This window comes from Enterococcus italicus, assembly GCF_023743875.1.
Classification (GTDB): Bacteria; Bacillota; Bacilli; order Lactobacillales; family Enterococcaceae; genus Enterococcus_G; species Enterococcus_G italicus.
This window is the reverse complement of the sequence record NZ_JAMRVB010000001.1, coordinates 1,616,507-1,635,213: the sequence shown is the minus strand read 5'-3', so window position 1 is coordinate 1,635,213 and position 18,707 is coordinate 1,616,507. Positions and strand designations below refer to the sequence as shown.

The window sequence follows — 18,707 nt, the reverse complement described above, 5'->3', positions numbered from 1 at the left end:
AGAACTTTCTACCAAAAAATCAAAGAAATAAAAAACTTTCCTTCATCACTTCTGCTCGTTTGATAAAGGAAAGTTTTCATTTAGTATATTAGTATAATAGTAGCTTTTTTTCTACATGTTCATCCGTTTCTCTGCCTGATTGTATGCCCCATGCCACACGTGTCCTACATAGGGATTAATGATAACACCTGCTTCAATGGCTTTGGAAACAAAGTCTTTGGCCAAGACTACTGAATCAATTGCTGACTTTCCTTTGGCTAATCCTGCCGTTACAGCAGCAGCAAAGGTACAACCCGCACCATGATTGCTATTGGTTTGATGCATCGTTCCTTCTAATAATTCAAAGTCGGTCCCATCATAAAACAAATCAATCGCTCGATCAGTAGCCAAACGACGGCCACCCTTAATCACCACATACTTCGCGCCATACGCTGCAATGCGTTTTGCGGCCTCCTTCATTTCATCGACTGTCGCAAGATCCCCCAGTTCAGATAAAATGCCCGCTTCGATTAAATTCGGTGTCACTACTTCAGCTTTCGGTAGAAGAAATGTTTTGATTCCTTCGACACTTTTAGGTTGAAGAATTTGCGCCGTACCTTTGCAAGCAATCACAGGGTCAATCACCACGTGCGCCGTGTATTCCTTTGTCAAATACTGACTGGCAACTTCAATGTTCCGTTCATTGCCCATCATCCCTGTTTTAATTGCAGCAACTGGTCCACCAGCAAACACCGAAATCAATTGTTCTTTTAATAGTTCATCAGACAGTTCGGTCACTTGATGAGACCACCCATTCTCGGGATTCATCGTTACAATCGAGGTGATACTCGAAAAACCAAAAACTCCATACTCTTCAAATGTTTTCAAATCCGCTTGTAACCCGGCTCCACCGGTTGAATCTGATCCTGCAATTGTTAAAACCTTTTCCATACTATCACGTCCTTTTTTTAAGTATACTTAGTAAACTTCTTGACGGAAACAACCAATTGGATTATTTTTAAACCATCCAATTAACAATTAGATGCATCAGCACTCAAACATGGAAGGATGATGACATGAAAGTCCCTCTCTATCAACAAATTATTAATGAGTATGTCGCAAAGATCGAGCAAGGTGCGCTCCTACCAGGTAGCACTTTGCCACCAGAGCGGACGATTGCGGCTCAATGGCAAGTCAATCGTTCGACAGTCGTGCGCGCGCTCGATGAACTAGCAAGCCTTGGCTGGATTGTCCGCAAACAAGGCAGCGGTACCCAAGTCGCGCAAAGTCAACTGGCCAACCGGCAAACTCCTTTCGCACACTGGCCAAGCTTGCCTACTCAAGCCAATCTTCAAGAAGATCCGTATTTAAAGAAAATGAAAGAGCAGACCCATTCGGCAACCACTATCGATCTTTTGACCGGTGAATTGCCAGCTGAGTTGATTCCTAACTTTTCCTTTCCAGAAATATCATGGGAACAAATTCTCAAAAAGGCAACGCAAAATACCACAAGCGGGTACTTGCCTCTCTTACACTTATTAAAAGAACGACTGCAACAAAGCATGCACGTCGCGATGAACTTCCAGCAACTTTTGGTAACAGCCGGCTCCACCCAAGGACTACAAATTATCTTGCAAACATTCGTCAAAAAAGGAGACTGTGTCGCAACGGAAGACCCTTCCTTTTTATTCGCTCTACCGTATTTTGCTTCATTAGGCATCAAGCTTGAAGGTATTCCACAAGATGATGAAGGTCTCTCCGCCCAAGGACTCTTGGCTGCGTGCAAAAAAAAGACGATTCAGCTACTCTATCTGAATCCCACGCACCAAAATCCAACTGGAAAAACGATGTCGCTCCATCGACGCAAGCAAATTATTGCCATTTGCCAAACGTATCAAATACCAATTATCGAAGACGATATATTTGCCGAATTACACTTTCAATCCGTACCGCCAACACTAAAAGAACTGGCACCAGATCAAGTCATTTATTTAGGATCTCTATCTAAAATTCTCTCACCGTTAATCAAAATCGGCTGGATACTCGCTCCAAAAGCCCTCATCCAAGCATTCTCCGAAACAAAAGAACGACTGGATTTGACGACCGATTTATTTCCGCAGCTACTTGCTTACCAAGCCTTAAGCGACCAAGGTTATCAGGAAACACATGCCACTTTGTTACGGCAACTAAAACAAAAAGAGCAGCAATTCCATGCGGCATTTGCTTCATTGACAAATGATTGGCAACTCCATTCAATCAATGGCGGTATCTATCATTGGCTGACTTGGAAGCATCAGCCTTTAAAACGCAAAGACTGGGAAAGGTTTCTTACTCATGAGATACTTCTAGCTCCCTCTTTTCTATTTAGTAATGATACAATGTCTTGTAGAGTGAACTATACTCGACTAAAATCAGAGCAAGTCTGCTCCTTCGTGACTAGGATGCAGACCATTACACAACAACTACGAAAGGATGATCCATTATGAATGATACTATTCACCTACTAACTTCTCACCGGAGTTATCGTCACTTTGACGAAAACTATACCTTACCTAAAGAACAATTATCAGCTATCTTGGCAGCAGCTCGGCAGGCACCAAGCTGGATGAACGGTCAAATGTACTCGATTATCGTCATCCAAGATAAAAAAATCCGTGAAGAAATGATTCGCATGAACCCGGGAAATCCTCATATCTTAAATAGCTCGGTCTTTCTACTCTTTCTAGCTGACTTAAAACGAACAGAACAAGTCGCCAAAGAAAATCAAGCAAGCTACCAAATCGGCGACGGACTAAATCCGCTACTAATCGCTACAACTGATGCAAGTTTAGCACTTGAAAATGCTTTGATTGCTGCCGAATCACTTGGGTTAGGTGCCGTACCTGTCGGCAGCGTGCGTAGCCATGTCGATGAATTAAAAGAACTTCTTCACCTACCAGATTATGTCTTGCCTATCGCAGGCTTAACAATCGGTAAACCAACTGTCGAAATGAAAATCAAACCGCGCTTGCCTGAGCAAGCTGTCATCCACTACGATACGTATAAAGAAACGGACTACGCCCTAATTGAAGCGTACGATGAAACGATGGAAGCATTCGGCGAAGCTCGCGAAACCAAGCGATGGAGCAAAAAATTTGTTGACTACTTTGCTCACCAACCAAGTCAAAAACTCGATCACTTTATCAAAAATCAAAAATTATTTGATTTCAAAGAAAAAACTGAAAACTAAAAAAACGTGAGCGAAATTCGCTCACGTTTTTCATTTTGTTGATTAATTTGCTTACGCTTTGATTTCAGAAACAACGCCTGAACCAACAGTACGTCCGCCTTCACGAATAGAGAAACGAGTTCCGTCTTCGATAGCGATTGGGTGGATTAATTCAACTTCGATTGTTACGTTATCCCCAGGCATTACCATTTCAACGCCTTCAGGTAATTCTACAACACCAGTTACGTCAGTTGTACGGAAGTAGAATTGAGGACGGTAGTTAGTGAAGAATGGAGTATGACGTCCACCTTCTTCTTTAGTTAAAACATACACTTCAGCAGTGAATTTTGTGTGTGGAGTAATTGTAGAAGGTTTAGCTAATACTTGACCACGTTGGATGTTTTCGCGAGCAACCCCACGAAGTAACGCACCAATGTTGTCACCAGCTTCAGCGTAGTCTAATAATTTACGGAACATTTCAACACCTGTTACAGTAGTTTGAGCAGTTTCGTCAGCAATACCTACGATTTCTACAACGTCACCAACGCGAACTTGTCCACGTTCAACACGACCTGTAGCAACAGTACCACGACCAGTAATTGAGAATACGTCTTCGACTGGCATCATGAATGGTTTGTCAGTATCACGAACTGGAGTTGGGATATATTCGTCAACAGCAGCCATCAATTCTAAGATTTTTTCTTCGTATGAAGGATCGCCTTCTAAAGCTTTCAAAGCAGAACCTGCAACAACTGGAGTGTCATCGCCTGGGAAGTCATATTCAGATAATAAATCACGAACTTCCATTTCTACTAATTCTAATAATTCTTCGTCATCAACCATATCCATTTTGTTTAAGAAAACAACGATGTATGGTACACCTACGTTACGTGAAAGTAAGATATGTTCACGAGTTTGAGGCATAGGACCATCAGCAGCAGAAACTACTAAGATAGCTCCATCCATTTGAGCCGCACCAGTGATCATGTTTTTAACATAGTCCGCGTGACCTGGGCAGTCAACGTGAGCGTAGTGACGGTTTTCAGTTTCGTACTCAACGTGAGCAGTTGAGATTGTGATTCCGCGTTCGCGTTCTTCTGGAGCGCCATCGATTTGGTCGTAAGCAGAAGCTTTAGCCAAACCTTTTTTAGCTAAAACAGTTGTAATTGCAGCTGTTAATGTAGTTTTACCATGGTCAACGTGTCCGATAGTACCAATGTTTACATGGGGTTTAGAACGGTCAAATTTTTCTTTTGCCATTTTAAATGTTCCTCCTAAAATTTACAATTTGTGTTTTTTTATTTGATAAGTAAGGAATCGCAAGCGATTCCTTTCCTATATCATCGTTCATTATTGTACACGAAACTTCTCAAAAAACATAGTATTTTGAAAATAATTCCGAAATCATTTAAGATTATTCAGCTTTACCGCCATTTTTCTTAATGATTTCTTCTTGAATTGATTTCGGTACATCTTCATAGTGGTCAAAGACCATCATGAATGTTCCGCGACCTTGAGTCGAAGAACGTAGCGTTGTTGCGTAACCAAACATTTCTGATAATGGTACAAGCGCATTAACGATTTGAGCGTTACCGTGTGCTTCCATACCTTCTACGCGTCCACGTCGAGCAGTTACGTGACCCATTACATCACCTAAATATTCTTCAGGAACAGTCACAGTAACTCTCATCATTGGTTCTAGAATAACTGGATTTGCTTTTTTCGCAGCGGCACGTAATGCCATAGATGCTGCAACGCGGAAGGCTGTTTCATTTGAATCGACATCATGGTATGAACCATCATAAAGTTTTGCTTTAATGTCAACTAAAGGATAACCAGCAAGCACACCATTTGCCATAGCGTCTTCCAATCCTTTTTCAACAGCTGGGATGTATTCACGAGGAACTACCCCACCAACGATTGCATTTTCAAACGCGAAACCGCCACCTTCTTCATTCGGTGTAAATTCAATCCATACGTGTCCGTATTGACCTTTACCACCTGATTGGCGTACAAATTTACCTTCTGCTTGAGTTGCAGAACGGAATGTTTCACGGTAAGAAACTTGAGGCGCACCAACGTTCGCTTCTACTTTAAATTCACGACGCATACGGTCTACTAATACGTCTAAGTGCAATTCACCCATACCAGCGATAACCGTTTCACCCGTTTCAACGTTTGTTGTTACACGGAATGAAGGATCTTCTTCAGCTAGTTTTTGAAGGGCAATACCCATTTTATCTTGGTCTGCTTTTGATTTAGGTTCAACAGCAACTTCGATAACTGGATCAGGGAATTCGATTGATTCCAAGATAACCGGTGAGTCTTCTGCACATAGTGTATCTCCAGTTGTTGTATCTTTCAATCCAACAGCTGCCGCGATGTCACCTGAATAAACTTTTTCGATTTCTTTACGTGTGTTGGCGTGCATTTGTAGAATACGTCCGATACGTTCGCGTTTGCCTTTTGAAGCATTTAAAACGTATGAACCAGATTCTAACACACCTGAATAAACACGGAAGAATGTCAAACGACCTACGAATGGGTCAGTCATCACTTTAAATGCTAATGATGCAAATGGAGCTGAATCATCGGCTGGACGATCTGTTTCTTCGTCTGTCTTAGGGTTAACCCCTTTGATTGCAGGGATATCAGTTGGAGCAGGTAAATAATCGATAACTGCGTCCAATAATAATTGAACCCCTTTGTTTTTAAAGGCTGTTCCACAAAGAACTGGGAAGAAGTCTACTGAGATTGTTGCTTTACGGATAGCTTCTTTTAATTCGTCGATGGTAATTTCTTCACCTTCTAAGAATTTCATCATTAGGTCTTCGTCTGTATCAGCTACAGCTTCGACTAATTTTTCACGCCATTCTTCAGCTTGTTCACGGTATTCTTCTGGAATTTCAGTTTCTTGAATTTCCGTACCTAAGTCGTTTGTGTAAATTTCAGCTTTCATTGTTACTAAGTCGATGATTCCAGTGAAATCATCTTCTGCACCGATTGGCAATTGAATTGGGTGAGCATTTGCTTGTAAACGATCATGCAATGTTGATACAGAGTACAAGAAATCTGCCCCAATTTTATCCATTTTGTTACAGAATACAACACGTGGTACACCGTATTCTGTCGCTTGGCGCCAAACAGTTTCAGTTTGTGGTTCTACACCTGATTGTGAATCCAATACAGTTACCGCACCATCAAGTACGCGTAATGAACGTTGTACTTCAATTGTGAAGTCCACGTGTCCAGGAGTATCGATAATGTTTACACGATTCCCTTTCCATTGCGCAGTAGTAGCGGCTGAAGTAATTGTAATCCCACGTTCTTGTTCTTGTTCCATCCAGTCCATTTGTGATGCACCTTCATGCGTTTCACCAATTTTGTGGATTTTACCTGTATAGTACAAGATACGTTCTGTTGTTGTTGTTTTACCAGCATCAACGTGGGCCATGATCCCAATGTTACGAGTGTTTTCTAAAGAAAATTCTCTTGCCATTTTAGGTTTGTTCTCCTCTCAGTTCGAGTAAATGGTTGCCATCTATACCTTCTGCTAAATGATATGCAAATGCAGAGAGGATCTTACCAACGATAATGAGCAAATGCACGGTTTGCATCCGCCATTTTGTGAGTATCTTCGCGTTTTTTAACAGAAGCTCCAGTGTTGTTAGCAGCATCCATGATTTCTTTCGCTAGACGTTCTTCCATTGTGTGTTCTCCACGCAAACGAGCGTAGTTAACAACCCAACGAAGGCCTAGAGTTGTACGACGTTCAGGGCGAACTTCGATCGGCACTTGATAGTTTGAACCCCCAACACGACGAGCTTTTACTTCTAATACTGGCATGATGTTTTTCATTGCTTGTTCGAAAACTTCCAATGGTTCATTGCCTGTAGATTCTTTAATAATGTCAAAGGCATTATAGATAATGTTAGCAGCAACCCCACGTTTTCCGTCAATCATGACACGGTTAATTAAGCGAGTTACTAATTTTGAGTTATAAATAGGATCTGGTAAAACATCACGTTTTGCAACAGGACCTTTACGAGGCATCCGTAACTCCTCCTTCCGAAAAATGTTATTTTATGTTCTTATTTGTTTTCATTAAATGGTTTATTACGCTTTAGGGCGTTTTGTACCGTATTTAGAACGAGATTGTTTACGATCGTTCACGCCGGCAGTATCTAACGCACCACGTACGATATGGTAACGTACCCCTGGTAAGTCTTTTACACGTCCACCACGAAGTAACACAACACTGTGTTCTTGTAAGTTATGGCCGATACCTGGGATATAAGCAGTTACTTCAATTAAGTTAGACAAACGAACACGGGCATATTTACGTAAAGCTGAGTTCGGTTTCTTCGGTGTCATGGTACCCACACGAGTAGCTACCCCACGCTTTTGAGGTGAACTCACGTTAGTTTGAGTTTTTTTGAAACTGTTGTATCCTTTGTTCAATGCAGGTGAATTTGATTTTTCAACCTTAGATTTACGAGGTTTACGTACTAATTGATTAATTGTAGGCATCCCTTGTCATCCTCCTTCCTGGTTCATTATATAGACCCACACATCCAGGTGGTTCTTTTTTTTCGATAAAAAATAATGCATCATGCGCATTTCTGTGTACTTCCAACAGTCAGCACGTCTCGACGAGAGACCTGTAATTAAAGCACCTTTGATAGAATAGCACGGGAAAACAAATCTGTCAAACCTTTTCTCCTCGTTTCTAAAAATTTCAGCTATCACTCCTTATTTTTAAATGAAGCGCTATCTAATTTACTCATTTCCTATTATAATGAACTCATCAAACATCAAAGGTGGTCGCTATGAATTTAAAACAAATGGTTGGGATTGAAGCTGCTTCATATGTGAAAGATGATATGATTGTCGGGTTAGGTACAGGATCAACTGCGTATTATTTCATCGAAGAATTAGGGAGAAGAGTGCAAGAAGAAGGGCTGCATATCCAAGGTGTGCCTACCTCATTCGCTTCACGCGAACAAGCAAAAGCCTTAGGTATCCCAGTCAAAACAATCGACGAAGTCTCCTATATCGACCTAGTCATTGATGGCGCCGATGAAATATCTGCTGACTTTCAAGGAATAAAAGGTGGCGGTGCCGCCCTGCTCTTTGAAAAAATCGTCGCTAGTTATGCCAAACAAGTCATCTGGATTGTCGATCAATCCAAACTCGTGACAAAACTTGGCCGTTTTCCATTGCCAGTTGAAGTTGTTCCTTACGGTGAAAAGCAACTGTTCCAACTTTTTGAAAAAAAAGGATATCACCCATCTTTTCGCCTGACTGCTGATGGTGAGCCGTTAGTCACTGATTGCCAGCACCATATCATTGATCTACACTTAGACGTCATCGAGCAGCCTCACGCTCTAAATGAAGAACTCAATCAACTCGTCGGTGTGGTCGAGCATGGCTTGTTTTTGGAGATGGTTCAGACAGTGATTATCGGTCAAGAAGATGGTGTAAAAACCATCGTCGTCCCTTCTCGTAAAAGCAAATGATTTTTTCATAGAAAAAATTTGAGAAAAAGTGTACAATGAATATTGGAATGAAAAATTTCGGAAAACAACACAAAGGAGAGTTTTTTTATGCCAAAATTAGTTTTTTCTCGTCATGGATTAAGTGAATGGAACAAATTGAACCAATTTACTGGTTGGGCAGATGTTGATTTAGCTCCAGAAGGTGTAGAAGAAGCCAAAGAAGGTGGCCGCAAAATTAAAGAAGCAGGGATTGAATTCGATATTGCCTATACTTCTGTCTTAACTCGCGCCATCAAAACTTGTAACTACATTTTAGAATACTCTGACCAACTATGGGTGCCACAAGTAAAATCTTGGCGCTTAAACGAACGTCACTACGGTAAATTACAAGGCCTAAACAAAAAAGAAACTGCTGAAAAATACGGAGATGACCAAGTACACATTTGGCGTCGTTCTTACGATGTATTGCCTCCATTGATGGAAGCATCTGATGAAGGTTCTGCAGCAAACGACCGTCGTTACGCTAAATTAGACCCTCGCGACGTTCCGGGTGGAGAAAACTTAAAAGTTACTCTAGAACGCGCATTACCATTCTGGCAAGATCAAATCGCTCCTGCTTTGAAAGATGGTAAAACAGTTTTAGTTGCAGCTCACGGGAATTCATTACGCGCGCTTGCAAAACACATCGAACAAATTTCAGACGAAGACATCATGGACTTAGAAATCCCAACTGGTCAACCATTAGTTTATGAATTGAACGATAATTTATCAGTAGCGAAAAAATACTATTTATAAAAAAGACGCTCCTTCTTATGAAGGAGCGCTTTTTTTCACGTCTGAGACAGAATTATTTAGTTTCTGGTCTCATCGTTTCATTTGGATTTAGCAATACAAAGCTATATCTGAACCCTTATTACTTGTAGCGATCCGCTGTTGCCCCAACTTTTTATAAATAAGTAGTCGGTGTCATACAAGCTTGATAGATCGCTACCACATCTTCTTTGGTTAAAGGCTCAAACGCCTTTGTCGCAATTGCGCTACTTGCTACTGCTTGTTCAGCCATCGCTTCAAAATTGGTCTCGTCAGTTATACCAACTTCAGGTAATGTCATTGGAATGCCACAAGCAACAAAATAATCAGTCAACTTTTGAATTCCCATACGAGCAGCTAATTCAGGGACTGCTTCTTGCACACCCCAGACTTCTTTTGCGTAACGAGCAAGCTTAGGCGTTGTCCGCTCATTTAGCACATGCGCCATCCAACGCGGAGTCAAAATCGCTAACCCCACACCATGTGTAATATCATAAAACGCACTTAGTTCATGCTCCATCGCATGGCACGACCACGTTCCAGCCTTTGAAGCACCTGTTAAGCCATTTAATGCCAAGCTGCTTGCCCACATTAGATTTGCTCGTGCGTCATAATCATTCGGTGTATCTAGCGCTACGGGAACATTTTTGATTACTGCTCGCATCAATCCCTCAGCAATGCCATCTTCCACTTCTGTTCCTGGTGTTAAATCGAAGTAATTTTCCATTAAGTGACTGAATATATCTGCAGAGCCAGCCGCTGTTTGGTACGCATTTACACTATACGTATTTGTCGGATCTAAGAATGAGACTTTCGGTAAGAAATTCGGACCGCCAAAGCCTAGTTTTTGCTTCGTTTTTAAATTTGAAATAACTGACCCGCGATTCATCTCACTACCTGTCGCTGCCAAAGTCAAAATCGTGACTAACGGTACTGCTTGCCCCAGATAGGCGCGCTTGGTCACCATCTCCCATAAATCACCAGAAGCATACGTACCTCCTGCGATGGCCTTGCTACAATCAATGACTGAGCCTCCACCAACGGCTAAAATCACATCAATCTTTTCTTTGCGGCAAAGTTCGGCCCCTTGCTCCACTGTTTCAATTCGCGGGTTCGGATCAACACCACTTAATTCAAAGACTTCATTGTCATTTTTAGCTAGCTGACTCATCACTTGATCATATAGACCATTACGCTTGATACTGCCGCCTCCATAGACTACTAACACGCGTTTGCCAAATTGATTTAACACGTCAGGCAGTTCATCTAAGCGATCTTTTCCGAAGCGAATATCGGTCGTTACATGAAATCGAAAATTCTCCATTTTTCTTTCATCCTTTCTTTTATAAGTTACAAAAAGGATGGGAACTTAGTGGTTCCATCCTTTTTTCGTTCCATTAGCCTATCAGTGTTTCCAAGCCAATAGTCATCATATCATTAAATGTCGTTTGTCTTTCGGCTGCTGTCGTTTCTTCACCAGTGACGATGTGATCGCTCACTGTACAAATAGCCAGTGTTTGTACATGAAATTTGGCACCTAAGTAATACAACGCTGCCGCCTCCATCTCAACACCCATGACACCAAGCTCTGCTAATTGCAACGTTTCGGTCATATCGTCTTTATAAAAGGTATCTTCAGACAAGATATTGCCCACGTGAGTCGTCACACCAGAAGCTGTGGCTAATTCATACGCTGTTTTTAATAACTGAAAGTCAGCAATAGGCGCAAAGTGAAAACTAGAGAAGTTTTTTTGCACCATGGAAGAGCTTGTGACTGCCCCTTGAGCAATAACTAAATCACGCACATGGACATCTTTTGAAATCGCTCCGCATGTTCCCACACGAATCAATTTTTTTACACCATAGGATTGAATTAATTCTTGTGCATAGATGCTAGCAGATGGCATCCCCATCCCAGTACCTTGGACGGATACTCGTTCACCTTTATATGTTCCTGTATAGCCTAGCATACCGCGTACTTGATTGTAGCAAACCGGATTTTCTAAAAATGTCTCTGCAATGTATTTCGCCCGCAATGGATCGCCTGGCAATAAAATCTTGTCTGCAATTTCTCCTGTTTTTGCTTCGATATGAACACTCATATTGTCTCTCCTTTATAGTTCTTGCAATGTTTGTTTGATCAACGTCTTGAATGATTGCTTCACACGTTGGGTTGTTTCAACTACTTCTTCATGATTGAGTTCATGTTGCATACCAGCAGCCAAATTCGTGATACAAGAAATACCTAAGACACGCAAGCCACTATGCACAGCGACGATGACTTCGGGTACAGTCGACATACCTACTGCATCCGCTCCAATCGTTCTTGCCAAACGAATTTCAGCAGGTGTTTCATACGTAGGTCCCGTGAAGCCCATATATACGCCTTCTTTGATGTCAATATTGGCTTGTGCTGCTATACGTTTTGCCGTCACTTGGTAATCCAAATCATATGCATGACTCATGTCTGGGAAGCGTGGTCCCATCTTTTCATCATTTGGACCAATCAATGGGTTCGTCCCCATGAAGTTAATATGGTCGCTAATCACCATTAAATCTCCTGGTGCAAATGTTTCGTTTACACCACCACATGCATTCGTCACAATTAATGAATGCGCCTGTAATGCTGCCATCACGCGTACTGGATACGTGACTGTCGCCATAGAATGACCTTCATAAAAATGAAAGCGACCTTGCATGGCTAATACTTTCTTACCTGACAATGTACCATATACCAATTTTCCCGCATGGCCTACTACTGTCGATGCTGGAAAATGAGGAATCTCATCGTACGAAATCACCACTGGTTGTTCGATTTCATCGGCTAACTCACCTAAGCCCGATCCTAAAATCAAGCCAAAGTCGATGGCGCCAACGCCAGCTTCTTTCATGTAAGCAGTTGTCTCTTGCAATTTGTTTTCTAACGTTGTCATTCTTTCAACTCCTATTGTAATTGATTTAAAAAGCTTACGCCGTTTTCAGTCGCTGGCACATGAAAGTTCTCAGCTATCGTCGCTGCGATGTCGGCATAGTGGCCTTGCGTCAATGCACCTTGGCCAGTTAATTTTTTACTAAATGCCAACAACGGTACGTATTCACGCGTATGGTCTGTTCCTGGGAACGTAGGATCATTGCCGTGGTCCGCTGTAATCAACAAAAGATCATCGTCTTGCATAGCAGCAATAATTTCTGGCATGCGTGCATCAAACTCTTCGATGGCATTGGCATAGCCCTTCACATCCCGACGATGACCGAATAATGCATCAAAGTCAACAAGATTAGTAAAGCTCAAGCCTTCAAAATCATTGGCCATTACGTTTAATAATTGGTCGACTCCATCCATATTGCTCTTCGTGCGAACATAATCTGTAATTCCTTGGCCATTGAAGATATCGTTGATTTTACCCACAGCGATGACTTGCTTACCATTTTCTTTTAGCGAATCCAAGACCGTGTGACCGAATGGATCTAGCGCATAGTCATGACGATTAGCCGTACGTGTAAAGTTACCTGGAGTGCCAACATAAGGACGTGCGATAATACGACCAATCATATACGGATCATCTTTGGTGATGTCCCGGACGTATTGGCAAATGCGGTAAAGCTCTTCAAGTGGAATAATGTCTTCATGTGCCGCAATCTGTAATACTGGATCAGCAGAAGTATAGACAATTAGATCACCTGTTTCCATTTGATGTGCACCGTAATCATCAATCACCTTTGTCCCAGAGTAAGGAAGATTGCAGACAATTTTCCGGCCAGAAAATTCTTCAATTTTATTTAATAGTTCTTCAGGAAATCCTTCTGGAAATACTCGGAACGGTGTCTTAATATTTAGTCCCATAATTTCCCAGTGACCAGTCATCGTATCTTTCCCGACAGAAATTTCTTCTAATTTCGTAGCGTAGCCTTGATGATTTGATACATTAGCAACGCCTTGTAACGGGCGAATGGTCCCTAGACCTAGGTTTTCCAAATGAGGGATTGTTAACCCTGCTTGTTCGGCAATGTGCCCTAATGTATCCGCACCAACATCATTAAATTTATCCGCGTCTGGCGCTTGACCAATTCCTACAGAATCCATCACAATCAAATGCACTCGTTTAAACATAATCTCCCTACTTTCTTTTGGTCTTTCTATTATTTCTTCTTTATTATACAACACGAAAGGGCAAGAGAAGGCATCTAATCCCCTTCTCTCACCCTTTTCCCATTAATTATTTAGATTTAATATAATTTTTTCCGTTCGCTTTTGGTCCAGAAGCTTTACCAAGAAAGATAACAAGAACCAAAATCGTCAAGACATATGGTGTGATTTGCAAGTAAACATCTGGAATGGATTTAACAAATGGAATATTGCGTCCAGCGATACTTAAATTTTGAGCAAAACCAAAGAAAATCGCCGCACCCATCGCACCTAGTGGATTCCATTTACCAAAGATCATTGCAGCCATCGAGATGAACCCTTGACCAGAAATCGTCGTCACTGCAAAACGACCAGAGATTGATTGAGCAAATAATGCGCCGCCCATACCACCGAGAAAACCAGAAATCAACACGCCGGCATATCGCATGCCATAGACATTAATCCCTAGCGTATCAGCCGCTTGAGGATGTTCACCAACCGAACGCAATCGTAAGCCAAACTTGGTTTTAAAAATAATAAACCAAGCAAGGATAGAAATCAAAATTGCTACGTACGCTGGTAACATTGTATTTGTAAAAAAGATTCTCCCAATCACTGGAATATCACTTAAAACTGGGAACGTATAATACCCAAAAATTTGAGAAATATCATCTGTTTGGCCTTTTCCATAGATTACTTTGATTAAGAAAATTGCTAATGACGGGGCCATCAAGTTCAATACCGTTCCACTAATAATATGGTCGGCGCGAAAGTTAATAGTGGCAACCGCATGCAAGACAGAAAAGACCATTCCTACCAAGCCACCAAACAACGTAGCTAACCATGGAGTCCATGCGCCAAACTGACCAGCATACTCTAAGTTAAAGACAATCGCGCTAAATGCGCCCATCACCATGATTCCTTCTAGCCCTACATTAACAATTCCACTTCGCTCTGAGAACACACCACCGAGAGCTGTTAAAATCAATGGTGCTGCATAAATTAATGTTTGAGTAAACACGGATGCAATCATATTTATATTCATTAGATTGTCCCTCCTTTTTGCGAGTCCTCATCGCCGTTGTCCTCTAGCTCTTTTACTACTACTGCTTCTTTTTTGGATTGAAACACTTTTGCCAAAACATAATGAATAACAAAACTAATTCCTACAAAGAAGATAATAATGGCAATATCCACATCTACTAATTCAGAAGGAATACCGGCAAACTGCATTCCTTGGCCGCCTAACTTCAATACACTGAATAAGAGCGCTGAAAGCAAGATGCCGATCGATGAGCCTCCTCCAAGTAAAGAGACTGCCATACCGTCAAATCCGATACTTAACGATGAACCTTGGACAAAGAAATTACCAAATGTGCCCAAACCTTGAACCACACCACCAAAACCAGCCAATGCGCCTGAAATAACCATTGAGATAATAATCGTGCGTTTGCTACTCATCCCTGCATACTCTGACGCAAAAGGATTCAATCCAACTGAACGAATTTCAAATCCAAGTGTCGTTTTTTTCATTAAGAACCATACCAACACTAAAAAGATTCCAGCTAAGAAAATACCAATGTTCAATCGTGAGCCATTGGACAGTGCCGCTAACCAGCTCGTCTGCATGGATGCATTCGCAGAGATAGCTTTTGTCACGCCTTTGGTAGAGATAATATTACTCCCCATAACATCATTCACTAAATACGTACTAACATACAATAAAATATAGTTCATCATAATTGTGACAATGACTTCGCTTGTACCAAAGTATGCGCGCAATATACCCGGAATCGCTGCCGCAATCGCTCCTGCCAAAACACCCACCACAACTGCTAGTGGCAAAACAACCAAACGTGGTGCATCAGGTAACAACAGCGCAACCCAGACACTTGCGACCCAGCCGCACAATGCTTGACCGGAAAGACCGATATTAAAGAAGCCGGCTGAATTCGCAACTGCAAATCCTAATGCTGTAAAAATTAATGGCCCAGCCGAAACAAACACTTCCCCGATATTTCGCGTATTTAAGCCACCATTTTGCAAATCAACGAACACTGTCCGAAACATGGTTTGATACCCAGATACTGGATCATAGCCAAAAATCCACATGATCAAGCCACCTAGTAAAAATCCTAGTAAGACAGCAATAATTGGGACTAGCCCATTTCTAATTTTTTCTGAACGATTATTCACCTGTTTCACCTACCTCTGCCAATTCCTTCCGTGCATCTTCTAACGAATAGCCTGCCATCAGCAAGCCTAGCTCTTTTTCAGATGTTTCATTAGGATCTACAATCCCGACAATTTTACCAGCATGGATCACGGCGATACGGTCCGATACATTCAGAATTTCTTCTAATTCAAAACTAATTAGCAAGACTGCTTTTAGTTTATCTCTTTGCTCAATTAAACGCTTATGGATAAATTCAATGGCACCGACATCCAGCCCGCGTGTAGGATTTGCGACAATGAGCAAATCAGGGTCACGACTTACTTCACGAGCAATAATCGCTTTTTGTTGATTTCCACCAGATAAAGCTTTTGCCGCAACAAGCTCATTGACTGTACGCACATCAAATTCTTGAATCAGTTCACGGGCGTGTTCGTTAATCTCTCCATAATTCAAGACGCCCATTTTGCTATAAGGTTCTTGATAATATGTCTGAATACCGATATTTTCAGCCAACGTCATGTCCAATACTAGTCCATACTTATGGCGATCTTCCGGTACATGCCCAACTCCAGATTCGGTGATTTTCCGTGGTGTGCGATTGGTGATGTCATCACCGTTAATCGTAATTCTACCACTCTCTACTTTCCTCAGACCAGTTAAGGCTTGAAGCAATTCCGATTGACCATTGCCATCAATTCCAGCAATCCCTAATACTTCCCCCGCTCGGACTTGCAGACTAAGATCTTTGACTGCTTCTACGCCACGATTTTCTTTTACGACCAAATTTTGCACATCCAAGACGACTTCTTTTGGCTGCGCAAGTTTTTTGGCTGTTTTGAAAGATACGGCACGGCCCACCATCATATCTGCTAATTGTTGTGAAGTAACGTCCTTAATATTGACCGTTCCAATTCCTTTCCCTCTACGGATAACTGTACAACGATCTGCGACTGCCTTAATTTCATCCAGCTTATGCGTAATCAAAATGATAGATTTGCCTTCTTTGACCAACTCTTTCATAATCGTAATGAGTTCATCGATTTCTTGTGGTGTTAGTACGGCTGTCGGTTCGTCAAAAATCAGTACTTCTGCCCCACGATATAAAGTTTTTAATATTTCAACCCGTTGTTGCATCCCCACTGAGATATCCCGTACATAGGCATCAGGATTAACAGAAAGTCCGTAGCGTTTGGATACTTCTTCGATTTCTTTGCGTGCTGCTTTTTTGTTTAGTGTACCAAAGTGGGTCTTTTCACTGCCTAAAATAATATTTTCCGTAACAGTAAATGCATCGACCAACATAAAATGTTGATGAACCATCCCAATTCCTAATCGATTGGCGGCTGTTGGACTCGTCACTTTGACCACTTTGCCATTTAAATATATTTCACCTGAAGTAGGCTCTAAAATACCGGATAACATATTCATCAATGTCGATTTTCCGGCACCATTTTCTCCAAGCAACGCATGAATTTCACCTTTTTTAACTTGTAAATTCACATTGTCATTTGCTTTGAATGTACCAAATTCCTTCGTTATGTGTCGCATTTCGATGACATAATTTTGTTCTTGGGTCACTCTTTCTTCACATCCTTCTAATTTTCGACTAGAAACTAGCTCCGGGAAAGCTCCCTTACCAAAAGAAATGATCGCACTTCCTTTGGTAAAAAGCATTCACGCCTTTTCCATAGAATTTGAGGGACGAACCAATGAATGGTTTTTGTCCCTCTGATTCTTTGGATTATTTACAATACTCTTTATTTACTAGGTGTTTCAGGTACTTCGATTTTACCATCAATAATTTCTTGTTTCGCTTCTTTAATTGCTGATTTGGCATCATCAGACAAGTAACCATCTGTAATATCCACACCACCATCTTTTAGACCATATTCCAAATGTTCGCCACCAGGGAATTTACCTTCTAATGCACGAGTTGAAATATCTTCAACCGCTGCTCCTACACCTTTCAATGTTGAAGCCAATGTGAAGTTATCGTCTTTGCCATCTTTTGTTGTGTACTTACCTTGATCTGCTTGGTCGCTGTCTACGCCGATTACCCAAACTTTTTTGCTGTCAAGATCTGCTTCGTTTAATTGGCTATTGATTGCTTTTGCTTCTTGGAAGACACCAGCTCCAGTACCGCCTGAAGCGTGGAAGATAATATCCGCACCGTCTTGATACATTGATGCCGCTAAAGCTTTCCCTTTCGCTGGATCCCCAAATGATGCCGCATATTGTGAATCAACAGTGATTGTTTTGCCTAGTTTTTTCGCTGTATCTGCCACACCTTGTTCAAAACCTGCTTGGAAACGGTCAATAACGACACCTTCTTCACCACCGATGAAGCCGACTTTATTGGTTTTTGTCGTTTCAGCCGCTGCAATACCTGCTAAATATGCTGCTTCATTGTCTTTAAATGTTGCCGATACAACGTTGTCCGCATCAATTGTTTCATCGATAATAACAAATTGAACATTTGGATTTTGCGCTGCCGCTTCTTTAATTGCTGGTTGTAATAAGTAGCCAATCCCAAAAATAGTTTTAAAGCCATTTTGTACAGCACCTGATACGTTGGTCGTATACTGAGTTGCATCGTCTGATTGAATGTAATCATAGCCACCTGTACCACGCTTAATGTCGTGTTTTTTACCCCATTCTTGTAACCCTTCCCATGCAGATTGGTTAAATGAACGGTCATCTACACCACCAATATCGGTCACAAGTGCGACACTGTGATTACTAGATGATGAACTACTAGCTGTTGAACTTGTTGTACTTTTCTTTCCACCACATGCTGCTAGTAACAATACACTTGATAATGCTACCAAACTAATACCTATGAATTTTGCTTTTTTCATTTCTGTAAAGCCCCCTATAAAAGTATTTTTTATTTTCAACAGTCATATACGA

At 41.4% G+C, this 18,707-nt stretch carries 17 protein-coding genes; 4 read left to right on the top strand and 13 right to left on the bottom strand.

The genetic code is table 11. The annotated features are described in order from the left end of the window. Positions 1-111: 111 nt before the first annotated feature. On the bottom strand, positions 112-930 hold the full coding sequence (thiD, locus tag NE257_RS07970; RefSeq protein WP_251886176.1) for a bifunctional hydroxymethylpyrimidine kinase/phosphomethylpyrimidine kinase: 819 nt from the start codon (positions 928-930) through the stop codon (positions 112-114). Between the two features lie 125 nt (positions 931-1,055). On the opposite strand from thiD, the gene NE257_RS07965 reads away from it, so the two are divergent. Continuing rightward, complete coding sequence (locus NE257_RS07965; RefSeq protein WP_007207632.1) at positions 1,056-2,465, top strand: aminotransferase-like domain-containing protein; 1,410 nt, start codon at positions 1,056-1,058, stop codon at positions 2,463-2,465. Next, positions 2,462-3,208, top strand: a complete 747-nt coding sequence (locus NE257_RS07960; RefSeq protein ID WP_007207633.1) for a nitroreductase family protein — start codon at positions 2,462-2,464, stop codon at positions 3,206-3,208. Before NE257_RS07965 ends, NE257_RS07960 begins: the two co-directional genes overlap by 4 nt. A 51-nt stretch (positions 3,209-3,259) precedes the next feature. Here NE257_RS07960 and tuf read toward each other — a convergent pair whose 3' ends face one another. From tuf to rpsL, 4 genes are all read right to left on the bottom strand, one after another. Beyond that, positions 3,260-4,447, bottom strand: coding sequence for an elongation factor Tu (gene tuf / locus NE257_RS07955; protein ID WP_007207634.1), 1,188 nt, complete (start codon positions 4,445-4,447; stop codon positions 3,260-3,262). A 154-nt stretch (positions 4,448-4,601) separates the two neighbouring features. Next, on the bottom strand, positions 4,602-6,686 hold the full coding sequence (fusA, locus tag NE257_RS07950; protein WP_251886175.1) for an elongation factor G: 2,085 nt from the start codon (positions 6,684-6,686) through the stop codon (positions 4,602-4,604). Positions 6,687-6,769: 83 nt separating this feature from the next. After that, positions 6,770-7,240: a 30S ribosomal protein S7 gene (rpsG, locus tag NE257_RS07945; protein WP_007207636.1), complete on the bottom strand. Its 471-nt coding sequence runs from the start codon at positions 7,238-7,240 to the stop codon at positions 6,770-6,772. Positions 7,241-7,303: 63 nt separating this feature from the next. Next, positions 7,304-7,717: a 30S ribosomal protein S12 gene (gene rpsL / locus NE257_RS07940; protein ID WP_007207637.1), complete on the bottom strand. Its 414-nt coding sequence runs from the start codon at positions 7,715-7,717 to the stop codon at positions 7,304-7,306. Between the two features lie 299 nt (positions 7,718-8,016). On the opposite strand from rpsL, the gene rpiA reads away from it, so the two are divergent. Further along, the gene (rpiA, locus tag NE257_RS07935; protein ID WP_251886174.1) at positions 8,017-8,706 is read left to right on the top strand and encodes a ribose-5-phosphate isomerase RpiA; all 690 of its coding nucleotides are present in this window, start codon (positions 8,017-8,019) and stop codon (positions 8,704-8,706) included. An 87-nt stretch (positions 8,707-8,793) separates the two neighbouring features. Next, positions 8,794-9,480, top strand: a complete 687-nt coding sequence (locus NE257_RS07930) for a 2,3-diphosphoglycerate-dependent phosphoglycerate mutase (protein ID WP_251852006.1) — start codon at positions 8,794-8,796, stop codon at positions 9,478-9,480. A gap of 151 nt (positions 9,481-9,631) precedes the next feature. Here NE257_RS07930 and NE257_RS07925 read toward each other — a convergent pair whose 3' ends face one another. From NE257_RS07925 to NE257_RS07890, 8 genes are all read right to left on the bottom strand, one after another. Next, the gene (locus NE257_RS07925; RefSeq protein ID WP_040366272.1) at positions 9,632-10,819 is read right to left on the bottom strand and encodes an iron-containing alcohol dehydrogenase; all 1,188 of its coding nucleotides are present in this window, start codon (positions 10,817-10,819) and stop codon (positions 9,632-9,634) included. Between the two features lie 73 nt (positions 10,820-10,892). After that, entirely contained in the window at positions 10,893-11,597 is a 705-nt protein-coding gene (deoD, locus tag NE257_RS07920; RefSeq protein WP_007207642.1) for a purine-nucleoside phosphorylase, read from the bottom strand. Between the two features lie 12 nt (positions 11,598-11,609). Further along, positions 11,610-12,428 (bottom strand): purine-nucleoside phosphorylase, encoded by an 819-nt coding sequence (locus NE257_RS07915; protein ID WP_251886173.1) that lies wholly within the window; start codon positions 12,426-12,428, stop codon positions 11,610-11,612. Positions 12,429-12,439: 11 nt separating this feature from the next. Continuing rightward, positions 12,440-13,606 carry a phosphopentomutase gene (deoB, locus tag NE257_RS07910; protein ID WP_040366275.1) on the bottom strand — a complete coding sequence of 389 codons (1,167 nt, stop codon included), beginning with the start codon at positions 13,604-13,606 and terminating at the stop codon, positions 12,440-12,442. Positions 13,607-13,712: 106 nt separating this feature from the next. Continuing rightward, entirely contained in the window at positions 13,713-14,666 is a 954-nt protein-coding gene (locus NE257_RS07905; RefSeq protein WP_007207645.1) for an ABC transporter permease, read from the bottom strand. Continuing rightward, the gene (locus NE257_RS07900; RefSeq protein ID WP_040366276.1) at positions 14,666-15,817 is read right to left on the bottom strand and encodes an ABC transporter permease; all 1,152 of its coding nucleotides are present in this window, start codon (positions 15,815-15,817) and stop codon (positions 14,666-14,668) included. The genes NE257_RS07905 and NE257_RS07900 overlap by 1 nt, the downstream gene beginning before the upstream one ends. Beyond that, complete coding sequence (locus NE257_RS07895; RefSeq protein WP_143139691.1) at positions 15,810-17,345, bottom strand: ABC transporter ATP-binding protein; 1,536 nt, start codon at positions 17,343-17,345, stop codon at positions 15,810-15,812. The genes NE257_RS07900 and NE257_RS07895 overlap by 8 nt, the downstream gene beginning before the upstream one ends. A gap of 209 nt (positions 17,346-17,554) precedes the next feature. Beyond that, complete coding sequence (locus NE257_RS07890; protein ID WP_040366277.1) at positions 17,555-18,655, bottom strand: BMP family lipoprotein; 1,101 nt, start codon at positions 18,653-18,655, stop codon at positions 17,555-17,557. Positions 18,656-18,707 lie beyond the last annotated feature (52 nt).

Coding starts and splice junctions, on each gene's coding strand:
- thiD (WP_251886176.1), bottom strand. CDS start 930: ATGGAAAAGGTTTTAACAATTGCAGGATCAGATTCAACCGGTGGAGCC.
- NE257_RS07965 (WP_007207632.1), top strand. CDS start 1,056: ATGAAAGTCCCTCTCTATCAACAAATTATTAATGAGTATGTCGCAAAG.
- NE257_RS07960 (WP_007207633.1), top strand. CDS start 2,462: ATGAATGATACTATTCACCTACTAACTTCTCACCGGAGTTATCGTCAC.
- tuf (WP_007207634.1), bottom strand. CDS start 4,447: ATGGCAAAAGAAAAATTTGACCGTTCTAAACCCCATGTAAACATTGGT.
- fusA (WP_251886175.1), bottom strand. CDS start 6,686: ATGGCAAGAGAATTTTCTTTAGAAAACACTCGTAACATTGGGATCATG.
- rpsG (WP_007207636.1), bottom strand. CDS start 7,240: ATGCCTCGTAAAGGTCCTGTTGCAAAACGTGATGTTTTACCAGATCCT.
- rpsL (WP_007207637.1), bottom strand. CDS start 7,717: ATGCCTACAATTAATCAATTAGTACGTAAACCTCGTAAATCTAAGGTT.
- rpiA (WP_251886174.1), top strand. CDS start 8,017: ATGAATTTAAAACAAATGGTTGGGATTGAAGCTGCTTCATATGTGAAA.
- NE257_RS07930 (WP_251852006.1), top strand. CDS start 8,794: ATGCCAAAATTAGTTTTTTCTCGTCATGGATTAAGTGAATGGAACAAA.
- NE257_RS07925 (WP_040366272.1), bottom strand. CDS start 10,819: ATGGAGAATTTTCGATTTCATGTAACGACCGATATTCGCTTCGGAAAA.
- deoD (WP_007207642.1), bottom strand. CDS start 11,597: ATGAGTGTTCATATCGAAGCAAAAACAGGAGAAATTGCAGACAAGATT.
- NE257_RS07915 (WP_251886173.1), bottom strand. CDS start 12,428: ATGACAACGTTAGAAAACAAATTGCAAGAGACAACTGCTTACATGAAA.
- deoB (WP_040366275.1), bottom strand. CDS start 13,606: ATGTTTAAACGAGTGCATTTGATTGTGATGGATTCTGTAGGAATTGGT.
- NE257_RS07905 (WP_007207645.1), bottom strand. CDS start 14,666: ATGAATATAAATATGATTGCATCCGTGTTTACTCAAACATTAATTTAT.
- NE257_RS07895 (WP_143139691.1), bottom strand. CDS start 17,345: ATGCGACACATAACGAAGGAATTTGGTACATTCAAAGCAAATGACAAT.
- NE257_RS07890 (WP_040366277.1), bottom strand. CDS start 18,655: ATGAAAAAAGCAAAATTCATAGGTATTAGTTTGGTAGCATTATCAAGT.